Genomic DNA, 24,529 nt, shown 5'->3' on the forward strand with positions numbered 1-24,529 from the left:
TTAGTGCAAAACCGGAGCGGGAGCGTCCATCGCTTCCGCTTCGGCGATCTCGGTAGCGGCAAGCGTCTGTTCAGGTTTACGCGCAACAAAAAGCATCCCCATGACCGGGACCCCGCGATCCTGCCGGATGACCTCCTCCGCAACCGCCACCACCTCAAATCCGAGACCTGCAAGAGTCTGACGCACGACATCCCCATTGTGAGCGTAACGCAGGCTATCTTGCAGCACCTGATCTTCAGGGCCTGCATGCCGCTCGATCGAAAATGCAAACATCCCGCCCTCGCGCAACACCCCATGAACCGCAGCAAAAATGGGCGGAAGCGACGGGCAATACATGAACACATCCGCCGCCGTCACCAGATCGGCGACCCGGCCGGGCTCAATGAGAAAATTGAGCAGTTCAGCCCGCTCGAGAGCATCATAGATATCCTTGCGAGCCGTCTCGGCCACCATCGCGCCTGAAAGATCGACCCCCACGAGATGCGAAACGGCATGTCGCAAACGCTCGCCCATCAGCCCGGTCCCGCAGCCCAGATCGATGCCCCGCGCGAAACCCTCAAGCGCGAACGCCGCCATGCTCTCGGCAATCATCGCCTGCAGCTTGCCCGGCACGACATAGTCGAGTTTCTGCAGCAGGGCGGTCTCGAAATGATCGGCATACTGATCGAAAAGCGCCTCGACATACGCTGCCTGCGTTTCTGGCTCCACATCCGCGATACCGTGTGCAGCCAGATGCATCTGCGCCCCGAGCGTCCCGGAAGGGTCGAGTTCCGCCGCGTGTTGCCAGTCCGCGATCGCCTCACCCAGTGCGCCAGACTTGAGCGAAAACTGGCCCTTCATCATCCAGCCTGCCGCCCAGTCCGGAGCTTTCGCCAATGTTTGCGCCATCAAATCGGCTGCTGCGTGAAAGTCGCCGGCATCGGCCAGCATTTGCGCGTAATGCGCCCGGCGATCGATCAGAAGGTCGCCCGAAGACAGAAATGTCGCGTTCAAGATGGATGTGGTCCGGATGGACCGGCACATGCCGGCGCGCGGGGAAATGCTCCCGCGCGAGAAAAAAAGCAAGAACAGACTTAGCGCGTCGAGAAGAATTCTTCGACAGCTGCCAGAGCCGCCGCGATCGCCTCGTCACCCAGATCCTTGTGCACCACCCAGCGCTGCTGCCCATAGCGCCCCGAGACGACGATTCCCGCACCAGCAAGATGATCTGCAAACGCCCCGGCAATCTCGTGTTCCGCGGTCAAAAAGATGATATTGGTTTGCGGCATCTCGACGGTCAGTTGTCCATGCCGCGCCAGCCCCTCGGCAAGCCGCCTTGCATGAGAATGGTCGTCGGCAAGGCGCTCGATATTGTGCTCGAGAGCATAGAGCCCTGCAGCAGCGACGATACCCGCCTGCCGCATGCCGCCGCCCAGCATCTTGCGCAACCGCCGGCCCTTCTCGATCAGCTGTTCGCTCCCAACAAGCACCGAACCGATAGGCGCACCAAGACCCTTGGAGAGGCACACCGACACCGTATCGAACGGCGCGGCGAGGTCTTGCGCCGACCGGTTCGACGCAACCGCCGCATTGAAAATCCGTGCCCCATCGAGATGTGTCGCGAGTCCATGCCGCCGCGCCAATTCGGTCGCCTCCTCGACATAGGTCTGCGGCAACACCTTCCCGCCGATCGTGTTTTCCAGCGCCAACAGCCGGGTACGCGCGAAATGAATGTCATCGAGCTTGATGGCCGCCTCGATCTTGTCGAGCGGCAGACTGCCATCCGGCGCATTTTCGATCGGCTGCGGCTGGATCGATCCCAGCACAGCCGCGCCGCCAGCCTCGTATTTATAAGCATGCGCCTGCTGCCCGGCGATGAACTCGTCACCCCGCTCGCAATGGGCCATGAGAGCGATAAGGTTCGACTGCGTCCCGGACGGAAGATACAGCCCCACAGCCTTGCCCATCAACTCCGCTACGCGCACTTCCAGCGCCGCAACCGTGGGGTCCTCGCCATAAACGTCGTCTCCCACCGGCGCCTCTGCCATGGCTGCGCGCATTCCCGCATCGGGACGTGTCACGGTATCGGAACGAAAGTCATAAACAGGCTGTGTCATGCTGGGTCACATAAGGAGGGATCGGTGAACCATCCATATCTGCCCCCGCAGCCCAGGCCAATAACCCGGTGACTTGCAGCTTTTTCTTCAGCGATCCGCTCTATTCGCCAAACCGCAAATTTTACTGCAGCAACGCACAAACCATTACTGACATGTCAGCGTTCGCCCCAACTCCTTAGGTCAGGTCTACTGTCTAGTCCAAGGTAAAAAAATTTTGCCCGCGCCGTTATTCAGAGACGCTTGAATATTCCCGGCATTTCTTCTAATGATTTAGGATCGAAATTGCGGCCGACTGATCTAGCCGTGCGTTTTTTCGCGCCTGCTGACGTCCCGAACCAAGACTTCGATATATTCTGGAGAGCCTTGGGGGATCTCCTTGATTACACAGCGACGCGAAAGGACACTGCCATGGCAACTGGCACCGTCAAATGGTTCAACACTCAGAAGGGCTACGGCTTCATTCAGCCTGACGAAGGCGGGGCGGATGTATTCGTCCACATCTCTGCCGTCCAGACATCCGGCATGACCGGTCTGGATGAAGGCCAGAAGATCTCCTACGAGATCGTCAAGGACAAGCGCACGGGCAAATCGGCGGCCGGCAACCTCACCGCTGCCTGAAACGCAGCCCAAACCGACAGCATGGCCTGTGCTCTCGGGGCGGGCAAAACGTTAAGGGCGCGGACCGATCGGGTCCGCGCTTTTCATTTGGGCGCAACCCTTGTGGACGGCCGGCATCCCTCCCACATAGCGCACAGCCCGATCGTGGCAACCGATGTTCCGGCGATTGCGCTTGACCCAAGGGGCAAGGGCGGGCAACCTGATCACCGTAGGTTTCCCCGAAAACGTAAAGCGCGTCCGCTGGCAGTCGTCGGCGACGATAATTTCTATTTGCGTCACAACGCGATCTAACCAAGGAGGGATTATTATGGACAAGATCCCCATGACCGTAGAGGGCCACGCCGCCCTGCAACTGGAACTCGAGCGCCGCGCCGGCGAGGAGCGCCGCAAAATCATCGATGCGATTTCGGAAGCGCGCGCCCATGGCGACCTTTCGGAAAACGCCGAATATCATGCCGCCAAGGAGCAGCAGAGCCTGAACGAAGGTCGCGTGATGGAACTCGAGTCGATCCTCGCCAAGGCGGAAGTGATCGACGTGTCCAAGCTCTCGGGCTCGACAATCAAGTTCGGCGCCACGGTCACCATGGTCGATGAAGACACCGACGAGGAAAAGACCTACCAGATCGTCGGCGACGCCGAGGCCGATGCATCGGCTGGCCGCATTTCGATCTCCTCGCCTATCGCCCGCGCCATGATCGGCAAGGCCGTTGGTGATTCTATCGAGGTCTCCGCCCCCGGTGGTTCGCGCGGCTACGAAATCCTCAAGATCGTCTTCAAGTAAGCCCATACGGGCGGGGCCATCGCGGCCCCGCTCGCATAAGGCGTGCATTTTCGTCGCACTCGCGGGGTTTTCCCCCGCCAAGTGCCCGGAAAGCTTGTAACAACGACACGCCGTGCCATATTTGTGCCAACGCAAATTGATCGGCACATCCACCATGCACGCCAAGACAATCATCATCGGCTCGGGCCCGGCTGGCTACACAGCCGCCATATATGCAGCCCGTGCCATGCTGGAACCTCTCATGATCACCGGCATGCAGCCGGGCGGTCAGCTCACCATCACCACAGACGTTGAGAACTACCCCGGCTTTGCCGATCCCATCCAGGGCCCATGGCTCATGGAGCAGATGCGCGCGCAGGCCGAGCATATGGGCACGAAAATCGAAAACGACCTGATCGTCGATGTCGATTTCAACAGCCGCCCTTTGCGCCTCTTCGGCGACAGCGGCAAAACCTACACTGCCGACAGTGTCATCATCGCTACCGGCGCCCAGGCCAAATGGCTGGGTCTACCGACGGAAGAAAAGTTCAAGGGCTTTGGCGTTTCCGCCTGCGCTACCTGCGACGGGTTTTTCTATCGCGACAAAACCGTTCTGGTGATCGGTGGTGGCAACACAGCGGTTGAGGAAGCCCTGTTCCTCACCAATTTCGCCTCCAAGGTCATCATCGCGCACCGCCGCGACCAGTTCTCGGCCGAAAAGGTCATGCAGCAGCGCCTGTTCAAGCACCCCAAGATCGAGGTGCGCTGGAACACCGTGCTCGATGAGGTAAAGGGCGACAACATGCCCCCTTCGGTCCGCGCTGCAACGCTGCGCAGCACGACCACGAACGAAACCAGCGAAATCGACGTCGACGGTATTTTCGTCGCCATCGGTCACGCTCCTGCCACGGACATCTTTGACGGTAAGCTCGAAATGAAGCACGGGGGCTATATCGTCACCGCGCCCGATAGCACCGCGACGTCGGTTCCGGGGGTATTTGCCGCCGGCGATGTTACCGACGACGTTTATCGTCAAGCCGTCACCGCGGCGGGCATGGGCTGCATGGCAGCGCTCGAAGCGGAACGGTATCTGGCGGCACATGAATTGGCCGAAGCCGCGGAATAAGCGGATCAGGCGACACTTGAGGACCCGGAACTGATGCTCCGGGTGCGCGAACAGAGGGGACTTCGCGACAATGCTGGATTGGGATAAGCTGCGCATATTCCACATTGCCGCGGAATCGGGAAGCTTTACCCATTCCGCCGAAAAGCTCGGCATGTCCCAGTCTGCTGTGTCGCGGCAGATTTCCGCGCTGGAAGAAGATCTGGGCCTAAAGCTCTTCATCCGCCACGCGCGCGGCCTTGTCCTCACCGAAGTGGGCGAGCAGCTTTTCCGTACGGCCCATCGCATGGCTTGGGAACTGCAGTCGGTCCAGGCTCAGATGACCGAGAGCCAGGACGTCCCAACCGGCCCCCTTCTGGTGACCACCACCGTCGGCTTCGGCTCGACCTGGCTGACCAAGCGCATCCACGAATTTGTCGAGCTCTATCCAACGATCCAGCTCGAGATCAAGCTCAACGACGCCGAGCTCGACCTTGCTATGCGTGAGGCCGACGTGGCGATCCGCCTGCATCGCCCGAACCAGTCCGAAATGATTCAGCGCAAGCTGTTCACCGTCCACTTCCATATCTATGCGTCCGAGAGCTACCTCGCACAGCATGGAACGCCGAGTTCCATAGAAGACCTTGACGCGCACAAGATCATCACGTTCGGCGAGCCGTCGCCCTCCTATCTTGGCGACGTCAATTTTTTGGAGCGTATCGGCCGGCCCGATAATTCCCCACGCCGCACGAGCCTCAAGGTCAACGCCATTTACGGTATGATGCAGGCTTGCCGCCAGGGAATCGGCATCGCAATGCTGCCCGACTACATCACTGAAGAAGAACCCAGCCTTCAGCGTGTCTTGACCGATATCGACCTGCCGGAATTCGAAACTTATTTCGTCTATCCGCCGGCCCTCAAGAACTCCAAGCGAGTCGGCGTCTTCCGCGACTTCCTGGTCGAAAAAGCCCGCGACTGGCAATACTGACCCTATTTTCAGCCCGCACGCCTTGAGCAATCGCCGCACACGGGGGCAATTGCGTAAAAATTTTGCCTGCCGGCGATCTCCCCTGCATACAAGAAATCGCTGCAAATCCGGGCACTTTGCTCATTACATGTGCATCGTTATGCAAAATTCACATGGCTGGCATGTGCTCGGCGGGGTTGTGGATGCACGATCTTAACTCTACCTATCCGCCAGACATTGCGCGCTTTTCCTCCTCCCTTTGGGCGCGTTTGATGTTCCCTCCTAACGAGAAGCTTGCTTCTCGTCCTAGGCCCCGCTCTCCCCTCGAGCGGGGCTTTTTTTTGCTCCGAGTTTCCCTGTGCCCATCCGATGAGCAGCCGACGATCTCGACACTTGCACGAAATGCATGGCTGCCATGACGTAACACTACTTTTCAAGTCGTGATTAGATTGGCATATAGAGCGGGTCACTGACGCAGCGCGCTTCTCCTCCTCCTCCCGAAGCCCCCTGCGAGGTGACATTAAAGAGCGGGAAGGTTCCTCCTCCTCCCTCCTGACCGCTCCTAAGGCCGTATTTTCGAACCTCCTCCCTCGAAAAGCGGCCGCTAGTTTAGAGGCTCCACCGGTCCTCCCCGGTGGGGCCTCTCTTCTTTTTCAGCTTTGCCAATCCATGATGCCTGCACACAAAATGTGCATGCACTTAGGTCTGCCTAATGCATAGCTGCTATGCGGTATTGCGCATTGTGGGCGGGAACGGATCGGCTCATATTCACATTGTCGATGAGCGACGCGCCTTACTCCTCCTCCCAAGGCCCCTCGCTCTAGACACCGAACGGGCGATGTATCCTCCTCCCACATCCTTCGTTCAACCGACCTGAGCCGTCTCCTCCTCCCTCGGCAGGGTCGTAAACTGAGAGATTTGGGCTTTGCCCGGTCAAGGCTCCGTCTTCGGACGGAGCCTCTTTTTTTGTGCTGCGGCTAGTGGACGCCGGCGCAGAACTTTTCGATGCGCCCCATCGCATCTTCTAGCTGCGCATCCGAAGCCGCGTAGGAAATCCGGAAGTGGCCGGCCAGGCCAAACGCGCTGCCATGCACCAGCGCCACGCCGTTTTCCCCAAGCAGCGCCATCACCACGTCCTCATCAGTGGCAAGGGTCCTGCCGCCGCTGCTGGTCTTCCCGAGCAACCCCTTGCAGGAGGGAAACGCGTAGAACGCCCCCTCGGGCACAAGGCTCTCCAGTCCGACGCACGCATTCAGCCGCCCGACGACAAAATCCCTGCGCTTTTGAAAGACCGCCTGCCAGTCCTTGAGAAAGTCCTGCGGCCCGTTCAACGCCTCGACCGCTGCCCACTGCGAGATCGACGGCGGGTTGGTAGTCGACTGGCCCTGCAATTTCTGCATGGCTTTCAGGATATCCTTGGGACCGGTGCAATAGCCTATCCGCCAGCCGGTCATCGCATGCGATTTCGACACCCCATTCATGGTCAGCGTCCGCGCCATCAAAGCGGGCTCGACCTCGGCGATCGTCGCGAACGTCCGCCCGTCATAAACCAGCACCTCATAGATATCGTCGGTGAGGATATACACATGCGGATGCCGCATCAGCACTTCGGCCAATCCCGCCAGTTCCTCACGCGTATAGGCCGCTCCAGATGGATTGGACGGCGTGTTGAGAATGAGCCATTTCGTACGCTCGGAGATCGCCGCCTCCAGCGCATCGGGCGTCAGCTTGAACCCAGTTTCCTGGCTCGCCTGCGCAAAGATCGGCTCCGCGCCCGCCAGTCGCACGATCTCGGGATAGCTCACCCAATAGGGCACCGGCACCACGACCTCGTCACCGGAATTGAGCGTCGCCATCAGCGCGTTGAAGATGATCTGCTTGCCGCCGGCCGAAACGAAACAATCCTCGGCACTCACATCGAGCCCGTTATCGCGCCGAAACTTAGCCGCCACGGCCTCCTTGAGCTCGGCGATCCCTTCGATATTGGTATAGCGCGTCTCGCCACGATCGATCGCCGCGATCGCCGCCTTGCGGACATGCTCTGGCGTATCGAAATCCGGCTCGCCCGCCGACAGCGCAATGATGTCCTTGCCGTCCTTGGCCAATTGCCGCGCCAGTTGCGAAATTCCAACGGTCGCGGACGGCTGCACACGCCCAAGCGCGTCCGATATAAGGCCCATGTCGTTACTCTTTCAGGCTGATGTTACCGACGCGTTCTAGCGCGTAATCGCCGTGCCTGCCACGCTCCTATTGGCAAAATTGATACCTTTCAGCGCCCTTGCGCGTTGCCCATACTCAAGGCAAGCTACTGGATATAAAGAGGAGACGTTGGCGATGTTTGTTGAGTCAATTCTGAGCGGCAAGGGCAATACGGTCGTGACCGCCAGCCCCGACATGACCATCGGAGAGGTCATCGCCGAACTCGCGCGGCACAATATCGGCGCCATCCCCGTGTGCGAAGGCAGCAAGGTAACCGGCATCGTGTCCGAGCGCGATATCGTGCGCCATCTCGCCGGGAGTGCCGAAGGGTTCCGCACGCGCCCGGTGTCCGACATCATGACCGCCAATCCAAAAACCTGTACGCGTCAGGACACCATCGAAAAGGCGATGGACACAATGACGCGCGGTCGCTTCCGTCACCTGCCCGTGGTGGAAGATGGCGAACTGGTCGGCATCATCTCGATCGGCGACGTCGTCAAACGCAAGCTCGACGAAGCCGAGCAGGAAGCCGGAGCCCTGCGCGAATATATCGCCAGCTAAGGCTCGGATCGGGTCGTAACCCCGGCACCACTTTGCAGTGTTGCCGCCACCTTTGAGACCGGCTAGGACTGGGCAAATCCCTCCAGTTCGGTTTCTCGACATGCCCTCTGCCCTGCCCCTCGCCCCAGAGGCGATCCGCGCCTTCTTCCCCGCTTTCGCGGAACCCTCGCTCGCGGGTTGGGCCTTTTTCGAGAACGCAGGTGGCTCCTACACGGCAAGCCATGTCATCGATCGCCTGACCAATTTCTATACGCGAACCAAGCTCCAGCCCTACGGCGCCTACCCTGCTTCGATCTCCGGCGGCGAGGCCATGGATTTAGCCCACGCGCGCCTCGCCTCGGCCCTCAACGTCCCGGTCGAAGCCATTCATTTCGGCCCCTCAACCACTGCAAACGCCTATGTGCTCGCCAACGCCATCGGCGACTGGCTTAAGCCCGGCGATACCATCGTCGTCACCAACCAGGATCACGAGGCGAACATGGGCGCCCTGCGTCGCCTCGAAGCACGCGGCATCACCATCCGCGAGTGGCAGGCGGACCCCGAAACCGGCCATCTCGATCCCGCCGATCTCTATGCGCTGATCGACGACACCGTACGCGTCGTCGCCTTCCCGCACGTCTCAAATATCGTGGGCGAAATCAACCCGGTCGCCGATATCTGCGCTCGTCTCAAGGGCCAGAATCTCATCACCATCGTCGACGGCGTGTCCTACGCGCCCCACGGCCTGCCCGATGTCACGGCGCTGGGCGCCGACATCTATCTCTTTTCTGCCTATAAGACCTACGGCCCCCACCAGGGCATCATGGTCGTCCGCCCCGACCTCAACGATTCCCTCCCCAACCAGGGTCACGTCTTCAACGCCACCCTGCCCCGCAAGCGCTTGACCCCCGCAGGGCCCGATCACGCCCAGATCGCCGCATGCGCCGGCATGGCCGACTATCTCGAAGCCGTAGCCGCCCTTCTGCCCGAAGACCGGACCGCCAACCCATTCCGCCGGGCCGAGCGCGCCATGCACGATCAGGAACAGGCCCTGATGGCTCCGCTCCTCGACTACCTCCGCTCACGCAACGACATCCGCCTCATCGGCCCCGCCACGCCAGAAGGCCGCGCCCCCACGATCGCCCTCGAACTCGATGAGCCCGGCATCGCCGCCGCCAGGCGCCTCGCCGACCATAAGATCATGGCCGGCGGCTCGCACTTCTATGCCTATCGCCTGATGCAGCGTCTCGGTATCGACCCCGAAAAGGGCGTCCTGCGCCTGAGCTTCGTTCACTACTCGACCCCGGCCGAAGTCGACCAGTTGATCGCCGCCCTCGACGCCGAACTCTAAGCCGCTACTCGACTCGGCTGAGCCGGATATCTTCGCAAAAGACAAACAGCGCACACGCCTTGAGCTGCATGCGATCATTGCTCGACTGATCCACGGTCCCGCCGATATTGAACCCTTCGAGCGTCACCGTCCCCCGCCAATGGTTCAACCGCGTCTGCCGCGCGTCCTTGAACATGTAGGTGTTGAGATATTTGGTGTTGCGCGCGTCCTTCTTGTCCTCGCGGATCCAGATCAGTTCAGCGCAAAGCCGATCCGAATTCGCCCCACAGATCGTGAACTCATACCGCGACTCCCGATTGTCCGGCTCCCATACACCCACCGGATTGAACTGCTCCTGAGCCACGGCCGGCACAGCCAGCGCAAGCACCACGCCAAGGGCGGCCATAAGACGAAGAACGCGCGAGCGTGCCATGTGCAAATCTCCAAATGGGGAATATCGACTGCAAGCGACACTGCAATCGGGCAACTGAACGCTACATGAATCGCCCCTCACGGCTCTGTCACAACACCGTCACCTCCGCCCCCTACCCTCCATTCTGCTGCTGACACACCCCTGTCAGCGTCCATAGCCGATCCATATCCGGCCAACTCCCGGTCGCCCTGCCCCGGCGGCCGTTTTCTTTTCCTGTGGATGATCGCACCCCGCCCGCCCCACGCGACCCCGCACGCGCTAAAACCAGAAACTCCGCACCAACGCTCAACAGGACAGCGCGTGGCAAAGCTCTATTTTTCCTATGCCGCCATGAACGCCGGCAAATCCACGCTGCTCCTGCAGGCGTCCTACAATTACCGCGAGCGCGGCATGAACACGCTGCTGTTCACCGCCGCCCTCGACGACCGAGCCGGTACCGGCATGATCGCCTCGCGCATCGGCGTATCGTCCGAAGCCCTGCTGTTCACTGCCACCGACGATCTCTTCACCATCATCGAGCGCGCCCATGCCGCAACGCCCTATAGCTGCATCTTTTTCGATGAAGCCCAGTTTCTGACCACCGATCAGGTCTGGCAACTGGCCCGCGTCGCCGACCGCCTGAACATTCCGATTATGTGCTATGGTCTGCGCACCGATTTCCAGGGCAAGCTGTTCCCTGGGTCGGCGGAGCTTCTGGCCATCGCCGATACGCTGCGCGAAGTCCGCACCATCTGCCATTGCGGCGCCAAGGCCACCATGGTCATCCGCCTCGGCCCCGACGGCCAGCCACTGACGGTCGGCGAACAGGTCGACATCGGCGGCAACGACAAATATATCTCGCTCTGCCGCCGCCACTGGGAAGAAACCGTGGGCCGCTGGCCGATCAGCAAGGATTGATTTTCATGACCGAACCGCGCGGCACTCTCACCATACGCACAATGGCCATGCCGGCCGACACCAACGCTGCCGGTGACATCTTCGGCGGCTGGGTCATGAGCCAGATGGATATCGCCGGCGCCGTTGCCGCCGTCGAACACATCGGCGGACGCGTCGCCACGGTCGCCGTCGAGGCCATGAGCTTTATTGCCCCCGTCCAGGTCGGCGACGTCCTCTGCGTTTACACCTGGATCGAGCGCATCGGCACCACCTCGATCAAGGTCGGCATGGAGGCCTGGACCAAATCCCGCGCCACCCCCGACCGCACCAAGGTCACTACCGGCCACTTCATCTACGTCGCCCTCACGGACGACGGTCAGAAACGCGTGATCGGCGAAACAGCCACCGCCTAAGCTGCGGTGCCGTCTATCGGCAGAGATACCTGCTGGTTACCCCACCGCCGCCGTCATCCCGGGATCTATTGCCGGGATCCAGCCCAGCGCCCACCCCAGCCACACACTTTCGATGGCCCTAAAGCGCCGCCAAGCGCTTCAGATTGTCGTCCCGATCCCGCTCGGCAATCGGCAGCGCCAACAGTCGCTCAATCGTCTCGCGCGACCGCGTCTTTTGAAAGCTGATCGTAAAATGCTCGCCCAGCGTCAACCGATCGCCGGCATAGGCGTCGAGTGACACCGCCTGCCCCGCTTCAAGCCGCCCTTCACCCAAAACCCGCAAATAGGCCCCCGGCCGACCGCAATCGCGAAATTTCTTGACGAACCCGGGATCGCCCATCCGTTGCGCCAGCGTCGCACATGGAATGCGGCATGAGGTCACCTCGAGAACGACACCCCCGATCTCGAGCCGATCTCCAATGCAAAGCGCCGCCGACTCCATGCCCGATACGGTCAAATTCTCCCCGAACACGCCTGGGCCGGTCTCGACGCCCTGCTGCGCCCACCAGTCATAATCGTCGGTCGTATAGAGATATACCGCCTGCCCCGCGCCGCCATGGTGCTTGGCGTTCAAAACGGCGTCGCCCTCCACACCGATACGATGAATACCCACCGGTCCGGTTATCGGCTGCTTGCAGATGCCGGTTCGCTTGCGTGGCTTGGCGGCATCGAGCGCGCGCGGCTGGCCGATGTTGACGCTCACAAGGCGCATGAATGGCGGACCTTCCTTAAAGCGGGTAAATGTTCATGCCACGTTCAACTGGCCCTCTGTAAGCACCTACCCACAATGCCGCATCGGGTAAAGACTCGCCCGACGCGTCGGAACCAAAACGGGCGCTGCAGATTTCTGCCATAAAGCCCACCTCTCGAAGGGAGAGCCGTATGTCCATTGCTAAATTTGCTGCCGCCGCTGTTCTGGCCATCGTCGGCGTTTTCGGAGGTGTATCCGCCACCTTTGCTTACGAGGCCGCCGCAACTGCGGCCCTCAACGTCCGCACCGGCCCCGGCACCAACTTTGCCGTTGTTGGCGCACTCTCGGCCAATCAGATCGTAGAGGTCACCGAGTGCAACGCGTCCAACACCTGGTGTAACGTCCGCGCCGCTAATATTCGCGGTTGGGCCTCTGCCCGCTATCTGCGCCCACTCGGCTCGACCACACCGCCGACGCGCCCGCAGCCCGTCCAGCCTGACGTTGGCTTTTCTATCAACACCCCGGGCTTCAGCGTCCAGATCGGCTCGGGCAACAACCGCCCTCAGCCGGCCCCGACTGGCCGCGTTTGCTTCTATGAAGACTATGACTATGCAGGCCGCAGCTTCTGCACCCGCACCGGCGAACAGGATCGTTCGCTCGATAACTTCTGGAACGACCGCATCCGGTCCGCTCGTGTTGAAGGCAACACATCGGCGACCGTCTGCACAGGCTCCAATTTCTCAGGTCGTTGTGCGTCTATCGACCGCTCGATCCGCAATCTTGGCATGCTGGCCGACAACATCTCGTCCTACTATGTCGGCAACCGCTAATCTCTGATCAAAGACCTCCAATTCTCTTGATCGAAAGGCCGTTTCGGGTGACCGGAACGGCTTTTTCTATTGTGAGAACGGCGTGAAATTGCTGTTGCACATCTGCAATAGTTCCAACTCGATTCGGTGAAATCACGATTTGGTCGGATTCGGCCCCAAGTCTCGTCACAAGATCGTGTAGAACCTCTCCCGTCGCCAAACAATAACGGGTCAGGACCGTATGTACTTCAAAAAGCCAGCCGCGCTTGCCGCGGCGCTATCACTTGGAATTTTCCCTCTCGCCACGACCACATCGATTGCACAGGACACAATAGCTGTCGTGCAAACACTGAGCGGCACCGCCTCTTGGTACGGCGGCAAATTCCACGGACGCAAAACCGCCAATGGCGAAACCTACAACATGCACGCCATGACGGCGGCCCACCGCTATCTTCCGTTCGGAACTGAAGTGGTGGTCACCAATCAAAACACCGGCGAAGCCGTCGTTGTCCGCATTAATGATCGCGGCCCCTTTACCGGCGGACGTATCATCGATCTCTCCCAGGCCGCTGCCAGCGAAATCGGAATGATCAATTCCGGCACCGCTCGCGTGACTGTGGAAGTGATCGGCTAAACCTTAAGCGAACCCCCAGGGTTTCCGCAGCGGCGCGCTCCTGTAAAAGGGGCGCGCCGCTTGCATTTCCAGGGCTTTGCGTGCGCCTCGTCCACAGCCCGTGTGGATAGAAACAGAAAATTTACCGTCAATTTTAGATTCCCCCACAACCCCGGGTTAACCGCGCATACTCATCGGCGTCGGTAGAGGCGTGGTTCCTGAAACGTATCGATCGGCAAGCGGCAGCAATGCCGTCGGCGTCGTGCGGCACTGTTTGGCGACAGTCGCACGCGCCGGTTTGGGAGCGCGACCGCAAGAAATGCGATCAATCAGGTTTCGCCTGATTGATCGTCGGGGGCACTAAAAAACCGCTGGGGAGGCCATCGTCACCTGCAGCGCCAACGACAACCATGACCGCGCGGCGGTCGACTGTTGAGGTGTGCCATGTCGTATAAACTGACGACGCAGAAATTCGTATCGATGTCCGTTGCTGCCCTGACCGGTGCCGGGCTCTGCGCCATGTTCACCATGGTGCTTTTTGTCACCGGCGCGCTTGCGGCCTGACACCTAGGACCATCTTACGGCTGCGCGTTCTCGGCCGCGGCCGCGAGAAGCGCGACGTAGTCCTCGATGCCCCAGCGAAGCGATAGCGCCGATGGGGGTGACACCGCGGCAACCTCCTCCACATCCACGATCGTGGCATAGGCACCGGTCTGGGTCTGGGGAAGCCTCGCGATATGCGGTGCACTGAAGAACGCGTCGGAGTCCTCCTGATTTTCGTAGTATGAAACCAGGATATCGGACACCAACTGGTCCGCGTTCTCATAACTCACCGAGAAATAGAAGCTCTCGTCGTCACCGCTCAATGCATCGAGGCTCGGCGCATAGACCAGCCCGAGATCGGTCAAAAATTTCACGCGGGAATCCAGCCCGGCATAGACCGCCAACGATCCGTCATAATCGTTGACCGCAATAAAGCTCGTCCCCTCGAGCCCGGGATACTGCGCCACGGTGTCGGCAACCAATTGCTCGGTCTCGGCTACCAGCGCATCGGCCTCATCGGCCAGCCCCAGCACCTGCCCCACCGTGCGCGTCACGTCCTGCCACGTTCCGCTCCAGGCCGCGCCCTTATAAGCGATGGTCGGAGCGATCTGGCTCAACCGCTCGTATTGCTCCTGGGTAATCCCTGAATAGGCGGCGATGATCACGTCGGGGTCGGCGGCCAGAATTTGCTCATAAGGCGGCTCGTCGCCCTCGGCCAGTATCAGCGGAGCGTCTCCACCCATCGCCTCGAGCGCGTCCTCAGCCCAGGGATGGATACCGTTGTCCCCACCGCCATACGAAATAAACGGCATCGCAATCGGCTTGACGCCCAGCGCCAGCACCGCATCGGTATTGCCCCACGCCCAGGTCGCGACACGCTCCGGCTGCGCCTCGATCACCGTCTCCCCATAGACATGCTCGATCGTAACGGGGAAATCCTGCGCATATCCGCCGCCGGCAAACGCCACCACCGCCGCAAGTCCCAAGAGACCCTTCCCCATCACATTCATCGTCGCACTCCATAATATGATTGCATCGGTCATATTATTTCATGCGCATGCATGCAAGCACATACGAAAAGGGCCCGCCTGTTCTCAGGCGAGCCCTCAAGATTTGCGAATTGCGACGGTCAGAATTCCGACCAGTCATCCTTGAGCGCAGCATTGCCGTGCGTCAGATAGGCCTTCACTGCCGACTTCATGTTCGTCTTGGCCGCCGGCTTTTCCGGCTGCACCGCCGTAATCGCCGTCGCGTCGTCGATCGTAAAGATCGCGACGATCCGGTCGAGTTCGCTGGCCTGCGCCTCGGTCTGCTCGATCGCCGCATTGGTCTCTTCGACCAGCGCCGCATTGTGCTGGGTCATCTCGTCCATCTGCTGGATAGCCGTCCGGACCTCGCCGATCGCCGTCGTCTGTTCGCGATTGGCTTCCGAAATGCCCTGCATCAGCGAGCTGTTTTCCTTCACCGCGGCAAGGATGTTGGCCAGCTTGGCCGACGCTTCCGCCACCAGCCGCGACCCGCCATCGACCTCGGTGCTCGACTGTTCGATGAGCACCTTGACCTCGGATGACGCATTCGCCGCCGACTGCGCCAGCCGCCGCACTTCGACAGCCACCACGGCAAAGCCCTTGCCTGCCTCCCCAGCCCGCGCCGCCTCAACCGAAGCGTTCAGCGCCAGCAGATTGGTCTGGAACGCGATATCGTCGATCATCCCGATGATGTTCGAGATCTTGCCCGATGAGGTCGTGATCCGCTCCATCGCGGTCGTCGCCTTCTCCATCACCGCTCCCCCGTCATTGGCAAGCGATGCAGCAGCCTGGCTCTTGTCGTACGCCACCTCTGCCTTTTCGGCGTTGCCGCGCACGGTCGTCGTCAGCTGTTCAATCGCCGCCGAGGTCTCCTCGATCGCTGCCGCCTGCCGCGTCGTACGCTCGGAGAGATCGTTCGCACCGGCCAAAATTTCGCTCGTCGCCGTCTTCAGCCCACGCGAGGTCGTCTTGAGCTGAACGATGATGTCGCTGAGCTTTTCGGCCACTGAATTCGTGTCGTCGCGCAGAGCCGCGAACGCCCCGTGATAATTGCCTTCCATCCGCTGCGTTAGGTCGGTGCGCGCCAGTGCCGAAAGCACCTGCCCCGCCTCGCCCAGCCCGGCATTGACCGTGTCGAGCATCGAATTGAAGTTCGCCACCACCCGGTCGATATCCTCGTCGCCGAAGCTCTCGGTGATCCGCTTGGTGAAATCGCCCGCCACACAGGCGTCGATCACATCATCGAACGCCGTCTGGAACCGCTCCATCATCGCAGCCCGCTCGGCAGCCAATTCGGCATTGCGCGCGCGCTCGATATCGGCTTCGGCCATCGCCTGCCCATTGGCGCGAAACACCTGCAAAGCCTTGGCCATCTGCCCCAGCTCGTGCTCGCGATCGGTGCCCTTGATGTCGAGATCGAAATCCCCGTCAGCCAACCGCCGCATCAGCACCGTCATCCCCGCAATCGCGCCAGATAACCACTTGCCCATGGCGATCGCCAGTACCGCACCGACCAGGACCGCAAAACCGCTGATCCCTGCGACGGCCCAAACGCTCAACGACGCCATATTGGCCGCCACAGGCCCCAATGTATTCTGACGCTCGGACGCGCGGTCCATCATGCCATCATAGATGTCCTGCAGCTGCGGACCCAAAGTATCCAGCTCGCGTGCCGCGGCAACGCGGGTCATCACGTCGTTGGATTCCTGCGCTGCAACCATCCGCTGCGCCTGCTCGAGATATTGATACGCCAACACCTGCGCTGCTTCGAGATCGGCCAGCGCCATCTCGTCGCCCTCAAAGATCGCCAGCCCCTCGGCGTCGTAACTCGCTACATCCTCTGCATAGAGGACCAACTCCGCACCCGCGTCCGGATTGGGATCGGCCCGATACGAGTAGCTCAGCCGCCGCACCGTCGCGAGGTCTTGTGCGTAATCGTTGACCTCGAGCGAAGCCCGCGCAACCTGCCGATATTCATTGAAAAGTCCGCCCAGGGTCTGAACCCCGAATGCGCCGGCAAATCCGGCAAGGCAAAGAAGAAAAATAAGAACGCCAAAGGCGCCATACACCCTGAAGGCAACACTGAGTCTCGAGAACATTCTGTCCCAACCGCTTGTTAAATAGCCCGGCCGCGTCAGGGATTTCTTCCCCTCGCGCAGCATTTCAAAACAAGGCGGAGTGTGGAGTTTGGGAACGCATAGTCGAGTCCCGGCTTCGCAACTGTCCGCCCGCCAACCCGAGCAAACCGCCGTCCCCTGCGTGTTCACCGAGCCCCTGCGCCGGACGCTACTGGCAAACGTATTAAAACTTTCCCACTGAACGCCGCGTTCAGGGCGTGTTCAGCGCTCTGCCGCTCAGATGGGTGCGAAAACACAAAACCGTCAACGGATGAAACCAATCGCGTTATCATCTCGTTAAGGTGTCACTGAGGCGACAAACACTGGAGGCTTAAAATGGCCCGCACCCTTATTCAGATGAGCATCGGAACTGCCGCTAGCGCTGTCATGCTGACTATGATGGTCACGGTGATGGCGTTCACAGGCGCCTTCGCCTGATCGACCAAGACATCTCAAAGCTTTTCCCAGCAAAACCCTCGCCGTTGGCTCACGGCGAGGGTTTTGTTTTGACCGTAACCCCATAGGACGAATTTCGAAAACTGCCCTGTTTGCATATTGCATGCAGTCCAAAATCGTCCTTGAATATGATTTGCGAGTCGATTGGCCCGGTAGCCGCAAGCCTATTTCCGCTCCGGGCGCCCAAAATGACGTTTGGAAAATTCAGTGACCACCCTCTCGGCTGGCCGCGAGCGTTCGCGTGGCGATGCTCGGGCCCATGTTGCCGCCGCCCATAAGGGCCAGGGCCGCAGTCCCCTGCTGCGCATAACGATGCTGTCGCTGCGCCATTACTGGCAGGTGGCCATCGCCATCGGCGCGACGATCATCGCGGCCGTTCTGCAACTGACCATCCCGCGTCTTCTCGGCCAGGCTATCGATCAGGCCCAGAACATCTTCTCGGTCTCGACCGAAGGCGCCCAGCAGGCCTTGTGGACCACCGCCCTGCTCCTGCTTGTCGTATCCATAGCTCGCGGCATCTTCACGCTGTTCCAGAACTATTTCGCTGAATCGGTCGGCCACCATGTCGGCTACGAACTCCGCCTCGCCTTCTACGACAAGGTCCAGCGCCTGTCCTATTCCTACCACGACAAGGTCCATTCCGGCGATCTGATCACTGTCGGCCTGCTCGATCTCGATGGCATCCGCATCTTCTTTTCCACCGGCCTCGTCCGCGTCGTCCTGCTGTCGATCCTCATTGGTGTCGGCGCCTATATGCTGCTCTCCACCGATGTACTGCTCGGCCTCCTCGCCCTGAGTTTTGTGCCCTTTGTCGCGTGGCGGTCCTCGGTCGCACAGCTAAGTCTGCGCAAGACATGGCTCGCGCTCCAAGAGAAGCTTTCCCGCCTCACCCGCGTCATGGAAGAAAATCTCGGCGGCATCCGCGTCGTGCGCGCCTTTTCCGGCCAGAAGCACGAGCTCGACAAATTCGACGCCGCCTCGGTCGACGCCCTCTCTCTGGCGCACGAACGCACCCGCATTCGCGTCAAGAACACCTCGCTGATGACCCTGTCGTTTTTCACGGCAATGGGCCTCGTCCTCTGGGTCGGCGGCAACAAGGTGATCGCCGGCGAAATCAGCCTGGGCACGCTGGCGAGCTTTCTCACCTTCATGACCATCCTCCAGATGCCGGTGCGCCAGCTTGGCATGATGGTCAACTCGTTCGCCCGCGCCTCCACCTGCGGCAATCGCTTCTTTGCGTTCATCGACGCGCCGGTCGATATCAAGGACAAGCCCGGCGTGCGCGACCTCGCCATCACCAAGGGCACGCTGGCCTTCAACGACGTCGACTTCACCTATGCCGGCGCCACCCATCCTACGCTGACGGGAATCAATTTCTCGGCCGCAGCCGGCGAAACAATCGGCATCGTCGGCGCGCCGGGGTCGGGCAAATCCACCCTCGCCCATCTGATTGCGCGGTTTTATGACGTAACCGACGGCTCCATCACCATTGATGGCCAGGACATCCGCGACGTCACCCTCGACTCCCTGCGCACCAAGGTCGCCATCGTGCAGCAGGACACCTTCCTCTTCACGACGACCATCGAAAACAACATCGCCTATGGCAATCCCTGGGCGAAGGAAACCCGCATAGAAACGGCTGCCGAAAGCGCCCAGCTTCACAATTACATCATGGGCCTGCCCGCCGAATACGACACCGTCGTGGGCGAGCGCGGCGTGTCGCTCTCGGGCGGCCAGCGTCAGCGCCTGTCGATCGCCCGCTCCCTCGTGCTCAAGCCCGCCGTCATGGTCTTTGACGACTCCACCGCCGCCATCGACGCAGGCACGGAGCATCGCATTCGCTCGGCCATCCGCCGCTATGCCAAGGACCGCATCACCATCATCATCGCGCACCGCCTCTCTTCGCTCATGCACGCCGATACCATCCTCTTCATGGAAGACGGCAAGATCGTCGAGCAAGGCTCCCATGCCGACCTCATCGCGTTGGGCGGTCGCTATCGCGCGCTTTACGATCTCCAGGTGCGCCCAATCGAAGACCCCGAACACCGGGAGGTCATCCAATGAGCAGCATCAACGTCGATGACGAAAGCGACAGCGCCACATTCCCGGGCCAGCGCCCGCCCCGGGCAACCGTCGGCAGCGCCCATATAGAAGAAGAAGTGTTCGGTAAGGCCTACGACCCGCGCACCGTTCGACGCATATGGGAGTTCGTGCATCCCTACCGCATGCGCATCTATCTCTCGGTCGCCGCCGTTCTCGTCTTCACGGCCACCCAATTGGCCATCCCGCTGATCATCGGCTTCGCCATTGACGCCGGCATGACGCAGGGCGGTGATACAACTAACCTCGTCTGGGCCATCGCCGCCTTCGCCACGGTCGTTGTTCTCAATTTCGCAGCCTCATGGGTGCAGGAAAAGCAGGTCGGCCAGGTCGCGGAAAACGTCCTCTTCGACATGCGCCGCGCCATGTTCGCGCGCCTTCAAGCCGTCTCGCTCAGCTTCATGGACAAGACTGAAGTCGGCCGCCTGATGAGCCGCCTGCAGGGCGACGTCAATTCCATGCAGGAGTTTCTGGAAACCTCCGTCATTTCCATCGGTGATCTCGTCCTGCTGTTTGGCATTGTCGGTGTTCTGCTCAGCCTCGATTGGGCACTCGGCCTTTTGACCCTCGCCACAATGCCTGCCCTGTTCATCGTCAGGATTTTCTGGCTCCCCCGTGCCAAGCGCGCCTTCTGGGCGGCCCACGAAACCAATTCCGCCACCAATGGTGCCATGGCCGAGGGCATCAATGGCGTGCGCACCATCCAGAACCTCGACCGGCAGCACGTCAATTTCGACCTTTATGACGACAAGGCCTGGGCCAATCACAAGACCCAGTTGACCGGCTCGAAATATGCTCAGGTCATGGTGCCCATCGTCGATACCCTCACCGGCATCTCCATGGCCACGGTCATCGTCGTCGGGGGCTCGATGGTCCTCAATGGCGGCTTGCAGGTCGGCGTCATCGTCGCTTTCCTGTTCTACATCCAGCGCTTTTTCGACCCCATCCGCTCGCTCACCATGCAATATTCCATCATGCAGCGCGCCATGACCTCGGGCCGCCGCATCACCGAAGTGCTCGACGTTCCGGTCTCCATCGCCGACAAACCGGATGCCAAAACCCTGACCGGCGACATGGACGGCTCCGTCGATTTCGACAACGTCGTCTTCGGCTACGACCCGAAGCGCCCCGTTCTCAAGAACGTCTCCTTCCACGTCAATCCCGGCGAAACCGTCGCGCTCGTTGGTCCCACGGGATCTGGCAAGACCAGCGCCATGGCCCTCGTCCATCGCTTCTATGAGGTCCAGTCGGGCGCTGTCCGCGTCGGCGGGTTTGACGTACGCGACATCACGCAGGAAAGCCTTGGCGAACAGGTCGCCATGGTTCTCCAGGAACCCTTCCTGTTTACCGGCTCGGTGTTCGAAAACATTCGCTACAACAAAGCCTCGGCGACCCTCGATGACGTCATCGCCGCGTCGAAGGCCGTTGGCGCTCACGAGTTCATCGCCCGCCTGCCCGATGGCTACGACACCATCCTCGAACAGCGTGGCTCGAACTTCTCCCTGGGCCAGCGCCAGCTCCTGAGCTTCGCCCGCGCCCTCGTAGCCGACGCCAAAATCCTCGTCCTCGACGAAGCGACCGCCAATATCGACAGCTACACCGAACGCCAGATTCAAAAAGCCCTCGAAACTCTCCTTGAAGGCCGCACCGGTCTCGTCATCGCCCACCGCCTCGCCACCATCCGCGGCGCAGACAGGATCATCGTCCTGCAGAACGGCGAGTTGATCGAACAAGGCAACCACGACCAGCTCATGGCCAAAAACGGCCTCTACGCCCGCCTCTACACCATGAACTACGCCAGCTTCGACGACATCCCCGACGAATTGGTCAATTCCGTCAGCGAGGAAAAGGGCAGGACGTGAGGCTTTCTCCTGACACGCCCTGTCAGCAGGAACCGTTCACACTCCGTTCCGTTGGTGCTATTGAATCACCCGACCTCCGGACCGATATGGTTTCCCATGACCTCCGAAAAAAAATCCCCCTCCGCCGGCCGCCCCGGTAAAGCCGACTTTTCCATCGACGATTTCATCAAGGAAATCGAGAAGGCCGAGGACGCTCAGGCCTCCAAGCCGCTCTACGCCGAGCGCATGCGCAACAAGCGCGCGCTGGATCGTGCCGACCAGAAAGCCGCCGCCGAAGCCGAGCAGGAGACCCGCCTCGCCGGCAAGGGGAAAGACAACGCCAAGGCGAACGCGCGCAAAGCCAGCGACGCCATCGGCAAATCCTCCAAGGGTGCGCGCAGCGCCGCCACCGGCATGGCCCTCAAAGCCCCGAAATCCAAGGCGAACTCCGTCGAGCGCCCGACGAACCTCGATGGATTCGCCGAAGCCGCGCAGGCGGGCTTTCACGCCCCCACCGACGTCACCAACTCGTCAGCCGGCGTCTCCGCCACCGTCGCCGCGCTCGAAAAGATCATCGCCGAGGGCCGCAAGGAGGTCGAGGGCACCAATGCCTGGCGCCCCCATCGCCCGGCCGCGCTGAAAAAGGACCGCGGCGGCATCCCCTTCCGCCTGCAGACCGAATACACCCCCGCCGGCGACCAGCCCACAGCGATTGCCGAGCTCACCGAGGGCATCACCAATGGCGAGACCGATCAGGTCCTGCTCGGCGTTACCGGCTCGGGCAAGACCTTCACCGCGGCGCAGGTGATCGCCCAGACCAACCGCCCCGCCCTCATCCTCGCGCCCAACAAGACCCTGGCCGCGCAGCTCTATGGCGAGTTCAAGAACTTCTTCCCCGACAACGCGGTGGAATACTTCGTATCCTATTACGACTATTACCAGCCCGAGGCCTACGTCCCGCGCACCGACACCTATATCGAGAAGGAATCCACCATCAACGAGCAGATCGACCGGATGCGCCACTCGGCCACCCGCGCGATCCTCGAACGCGACGACGTGATCATCGTCGCCTCGGTCAGCTGCATCTACGGCATCGGCTCGGTGGAAGACTACACCACCATGACCATCTGGCTCGAAAAGGGCCAGAAGATCGACCAGCGCGCGCTGCTCAACGAACTCGTCGCCCTGCAATACAAGCGCGGCGACATCGGCTTCGTGCGCGGCACGTTTCGCGTGCGCGGCGATACCGTCGAGGTTTTCCCCGCCCACTATGACGACACCGCCTGGCGCATCACGCTGTTCGGCAACGAGATCGAAAACATCGTCGAATTCGACCCACTCACGGGCAAGAAATCGGTCGAACTCACCGCCGTGCGCGTTTTCGCCAACAGCCACCACGTCACCACCCGCACCACGATGAATGCGGCCATTAAGGAGATCAAGCGCGAGCTCCAGGCCCGCCTGCAGGAGCTCAACGGGATGGGCCGCTTCCTCGAGGCTCAGCGCCTCGAACAGCGCACCGTGTTCGATCTCGAGATGATGGAAGCCACCGGCTCCTGCGCCGGCATCGAAAACTATTCGCGCTACTTCTCGGGTCGTAAGCCCGGCGAGCCGCCCCCCACCCTGTTCGAATATCTCCCCGACAACGCCCTGGTCTTCGTCGACGAAAGCCACGTCACCATCGGCCAGCTCGGCGCCATGTATCGCGGCGATCTGCGCCGCAAGGCGACCCTCGCCGAATACGGCTTCCGCCTGCCCAGCTGCATGGACAATCGTCCGCTGCGCTTTGAGGAATGGAACGCCATGCGCCCGCAGACGGTCTATGTCTCGGCCACCCCCGGCGCGTGGGAGCTGGAACAGACCAATGGCGTCTTTGCCGAACAGGTCATCCGCCCCACCGGCCTGATCGACCCCAATGTCGAAATCCGCCCCGCCACCAATCAGGTGGACGATGTGGTCGACGAAATCCGCCAGACCACCGACAAGGGCTACCGCACCCTGCTCACCGTCCTCACCAAGAAGATGGCCGAGGATCTCACCGAATATCTGCACGAACAGGGCATCAAGGTCCGCTACATGCACTCGGACATCGACACCATCGAGCGCATCGAGATCATCCGCGATCTGCGCCTGGGCAATTTCGACGTGCTGGTCGGCATCAACCTTCTGCGCGAAGGCCTCGACATCCCCGAATGCGGCCTTGTCGCCATCCTCGATGCCGACAAGGAAGGCTTCCTGCGCTCGGAAACCTCGCTAATTCAAACGATTGGCCGCGCCGCGCGTAACGTCGATGGCAAGGTCATCCTCTACGCCGATCGCGAAACCGGCTCCATGGAGCGGGCCCTGGCCGAAACCAACCGCCGCCGCGAAAAGCAACTCGCCTACAATGCCGAACACGGCATCACCCCCCAGTCGGTCAAGGCCCGCATCAACGACATCGTGGATTCCGTCTACGAACGCGACCACGTGTCGGTCAAGATCCGCCCGGGCAAGGACGGCAAGGACACCGTCCCCGTCGGCGCCAACCTCGCCGCCGTCATCAAGGACCTCGAACACCAGATGCGCGAAGCCGCCACCAATCTGGAATTCGAAAAAGCCGCCAAACTCCGTGACGAAATCAAGAAGCTCCGCGAGCACGAACTGGATGCGCTGGAGGGCCCGGGCGGCTGATCCTCAACCTCTCCCTTTGGGGGAGAGGTCGACGCAAAGCGTCGGGTGAGGGGGCCTTGCTGTAGCCCCCTGCCCTCACCCACCACCTCTCACCCCGGCCAATACTACGGCGGCAAACTATTCACGCCGCTGCCGACGTTTGTGCGACCTTAGCCCCCCACCGGCGTCATCCTCGGGCTCGACCCGGGGATCCGCACCGCCGCCGCGTCCACTAACAGGCGTTAGCGCCACAGATCGACCGAAAACCTCAATTGCGCGCCCACTGACATGTCAGTCACGACTAATTAT

At 61.0% G+C, this 24,529-nt stretch carries 20 protein-coding genes; 13 read left to right on the forward strand and 7 right to left on the reverse strand.

Going from position 1 to position 24,529, the window contains the following annotated elements:
- Positions 1-993, reverse strand: a complete 993-nt coding sequence (locus BLR31_RS07400; protein WP_176762562.1) for a class I SAM-dependent methyltransferase — start codon at positions 991-993, stop codon at positions 1-3.
- Between the two features lie 80 nt (positions 994-1,073).
- Positions 1,074-2,096, reverse strand: a complete 1,023-nt coding sequence (ltaE, locus tag BLR31_RS07405) for a low-specificity L-threonine aldolase (RefSeq protein ID WP_090594205.1) — start codon at positions 2,094-2,096, stop codon at positions 1,074-1,076.
- Positions 2,097-2,504: 408 nt separating this feature from the next.
- Here ltaE and BLR31_RS07410 point away from each other — a divergent pair, with 408 nt between their 5' ends.
- From BLR31_RS07410 to BLR31_RS07425, 4 genes are all read left to right on the forward strand, one after another.
- Positions 2,505-2,714, forward strand: a complete 210-nt coding sequence (locus BLR31_RS07410; RefSeq protein ID WP_090594818.1) for a cold-shock protein — start codon at positions 2,505-2,507, stop codon at positions 2,712-2,714.
- 307 nt (positions 2,715-3,021) lie between these two features.
- Positions 3,022-3,495, forward strand: coding sequence for a transcription elongation factor GreA (greA, locus tag BLR31_RS07415; RefSeq protein WP_090594208.1), 474 nt, complete (start codon positions 3,022-3,024; stop codon positions 3,493-3,495).
- A gap of 154 nt (positions 3,496-3,649) precedes the next feature.
- On the forward strand, positions 3,650-4,600 hold the full coding sequence (gene trxB, locus BLR31_RS07420; RefSeq protein ID WP_090594211.1) for a thioredoxin-disulfide reductase: 951 nt from the start codon (positions 3,650-3,652) through the stop codon (positions 4,598-4,600).
- A 70-nt stretch (positions 4,601-4,670) separates the two neighbouring features.
- Positions 4,671-5,564 (forward strand): LysR family transcriptional regulator, encoded by an 894-nt coding sequence (locus tag BLR31_RS07425; protein ID WP_090594213.1) that lies wholly within the window; start codon positions 4,671-4,673, stop codon positions 5,562-5,564.
- 956 nt (positions 5,565-6,520) lie between these two features.
- Here the strand turns inward: BLR31_RS07425 and BLR31_RS07430 are convergent.
- The gene (locus tag BLR31_RS07430; RefSeq protein WP_090594216.1) at positions 6,521-7,723 is read right to left on the reverse strand and encodes a pyridoxal phosphate-dependent aminotransferase; all 1,203 of its coding nucleotides are present in this window, start codon (positions 7,721-7,723) and stop codon (positions 6,521-6,523) included.
- A 154-nt stretch (positions 7,724-7,877) separates the two neighbouring features.
- On the opposite strand from BLR31_RS07430, the gene BLR31_RS07435 reads away from it, so the two are divergent.
- Together BLR31_RS07435 and BLR31_RS07440 are read left to right on the forward strand one after the other, a co-directional pair.
- The gene (locus BLR31_RS07435) at positions 7,878-8,303 is read left to right on the forward strand and encodes a CBS domain-containing protein (RefSeq protein WP_090594219.1); all 426 of its coding nucleotides are present in this window, start codon (positions 7,878-7,880) and stop codon (positions 8,301-8,303) included.
- 100 nt (positions 8,304-8,403) lie between these two features.
- Positions 8,404-9,633 carry an aminotransferase class V-fold PLP-dependent enzyme gene (locus BLR31_RS07440; protein ID WP_090594222.1) on the forward strand — a complete coding sequence of 410 codons (1,230 nt, stop codon included), beginning with the start codon at positions 8,404-8,406 and terminating at the stop codon, positions 9,631-9,633.
- 4 nt (positions 9,634-9,637) lie between these two features.
- Here the strand turns inward: BLR31_RS07440 and BLR31_RS07445 are convergent, their stop codons facing one another.
- A complete protein-coding gene (locus tag BLR31_RS07445; protein ID WP_090594225.1) occupies positions 9,638-10,045 on the reverse strand; it encodes a DUF2147 domain-containing protein in 408 nt (135 codons plus the stop codon).
- A gap of 300 nt (positions 10,046-10,345) precedes the next feature.
- Between BLR31_RS07445 and BLR31_RS07450 the strand changes: the two genes are divergently transcribed.
- Together BLR31_RS07450 and BLR31_RS07455 are read left to right on the forward strand one after the other, a co-directional pair.
- The gene (locus tag BLR31_RS07450) at positions 10,346-10,942 is read left to right on the forward strand and encodes a thymidine kinase (RefSeq protein WP_090594821.1); all 597 of its coding nucleotides are present in this window, start codon (positions 10,346-10,348) and stop codon (positions 10,940-10,942) included.
- Between the two features lie 5 nt (positions 10,943-10,947).
- Positions 10,948-11,334 (forward strand): acyl-CoA thioesterase, encoded by a 387-nt coding sequence (locus tag BLR31_RS07455; protein ID WP_090594228.1) that lies wholly within the window; start codon positions 10,948-10,950, stop codon positions 11,332-11,334.
- 118 nt (positions 11,335-11,452) lie between these two features.
- Here the strand turns inward: BLR31_RS07455 and BLR31_RS07460 are convergent, their stop codons facing one another.
- Positions 11,453-12,085, reverse strand: a complete 633-nt coding sequence (locus tag BLR31_RS07460) for an MOSC domain-containing protein (protein WP_090594230.1) — start codon at positions 12,083-12,085, stop codon at positions 11,453-11,455.
- Between the two features lie 170 nt (positions 12,086-12,255).
- Here BLR31_RS07460 and BLR31_RS07465 point away from each other — a divergent pair, with 170 nt between their 5' ends.
- Both BLR31_RS07465 and BLR31_RS07470 read left to right on the forward strand, forming a co-directional pair.
- Positions 12,256-12,894 carry a peptidase inhibitor family I36 protein gene (locus tag BLR31_RS07465; protein WP_090594232.1) on the forward strand — a complete coding sequence of 213 codons (639 nt, stop codon included), beginning with the start codon at positions 12,256-12,258 and terminating at the stop codon, positions 12,892-12,894.
- A 220-nt stretch (positions 12,895-13,114) separates the two neighbouring features.
- Positions 13,115-13,507 carry a septal ring lytic transglycosylase RlpA family protein gene (locus tag BLR31_RS07470; protein WP_090594235.1) on the forward strand — a complete coding sequence of 131 codons (393 nt, stop codon included), beginning with the start codon at positions 13,115-13,117 and terminating at the stop codon, positions 13,505-13,507.
- A 557-nt stretch (positions 13,508-14,064) separates the two neighbouring features.
- On the opposite strand, the gene BLR31_RS07475 is transcribed toward BLR31_RS07470, so the two are convergent.
- Both BLR31_RS07475 and BLR31_RS07480 read right to left on the reverse strand, forming a co-directional pair.
- Positions 14,065-15,072 (reverse strand): iron-siderophore ABC transporter substrate-binding protein, encoded by a 1,008-nt coding sequence (locus tag BLR31_RS07475; RefSeq protein ID WP_244504976.1) that lies wholly within the window; start codon positions 15,070-15,072, stop codon positions 14,065-14,067.
- 86 nt (positions 15,073-15,158) lie between these two features.
- On the reverse strand, positions 15,159-17,156 hold the full coding sequence (locus BLR31_RS07480) for a methyl-accepting chemotaxis protein (RefSeq protein WP_090594238.1): 1,998 nt from the start codon (positions 17,154-17,156) through the stop codon (positions 15,159-15,161).
- A gap of 681 nt (positions 17,157-17,837) precedes the next feature.
- Between BLR31_RS07480 and BLR31_RS07485 the strand changes: the two genes are divergently transcribed.
- The 3 genes from BLR31_RS07485 (at position 17,838) to uvrB (ending at position 24,241) form a co-directional block, all read left to right on the forward strand.
- Entirely contained in the window at positions 17,838-19,694 is a 1,857-nt protein-coding gene (locus BLR31_RS07485) for an ABC transporter ATP-binding protein (protein WP_090594827.1), read from the forward strand.
- Positions 19,691-21,592, forward strand: a complete 1,902-nt coding sequence (locus BLR31_RS07490; RefSeq protein ID WP_090594241.1) for an ABC transporter ATP-binding protein — start codon at positions 19,691-19,693, stop codon at positions 21,590-21,592. Before BLR31_RS07485 ends, BLR31_RS07490 begins: the two co-directional genes overlap by 4 nt.
- Before the next feature lie 96 nt (positions 21,593-21,688).
- On the forward strand, positions 21,689-24,241 hold the full coding sequence (gene uvrB, locus BLR31_RS07495) for an excinuclease ABC subunit UvrB (RefSeq protein WP_090594244.1): 2,553 nt from the start codon (positions 21,689-21,691) through the stop codon (positions 24,239-24,241).
- The last annotated feature ends 288 nt before the right edge of the window (positions 24,242-24,529 follow it).

Origin of the sequence: Pelagibacterium luteolum (genome assembly GCF_900100665.1) — a bacterium.
Taxonomy (GTDB): domain Bacteria; phylum Pseudomonadota; class Alphaproteobacteria; order Rhizobiales; family Devosiaceae; genus Pelagibacterium; species Pelagibacterium luteolum.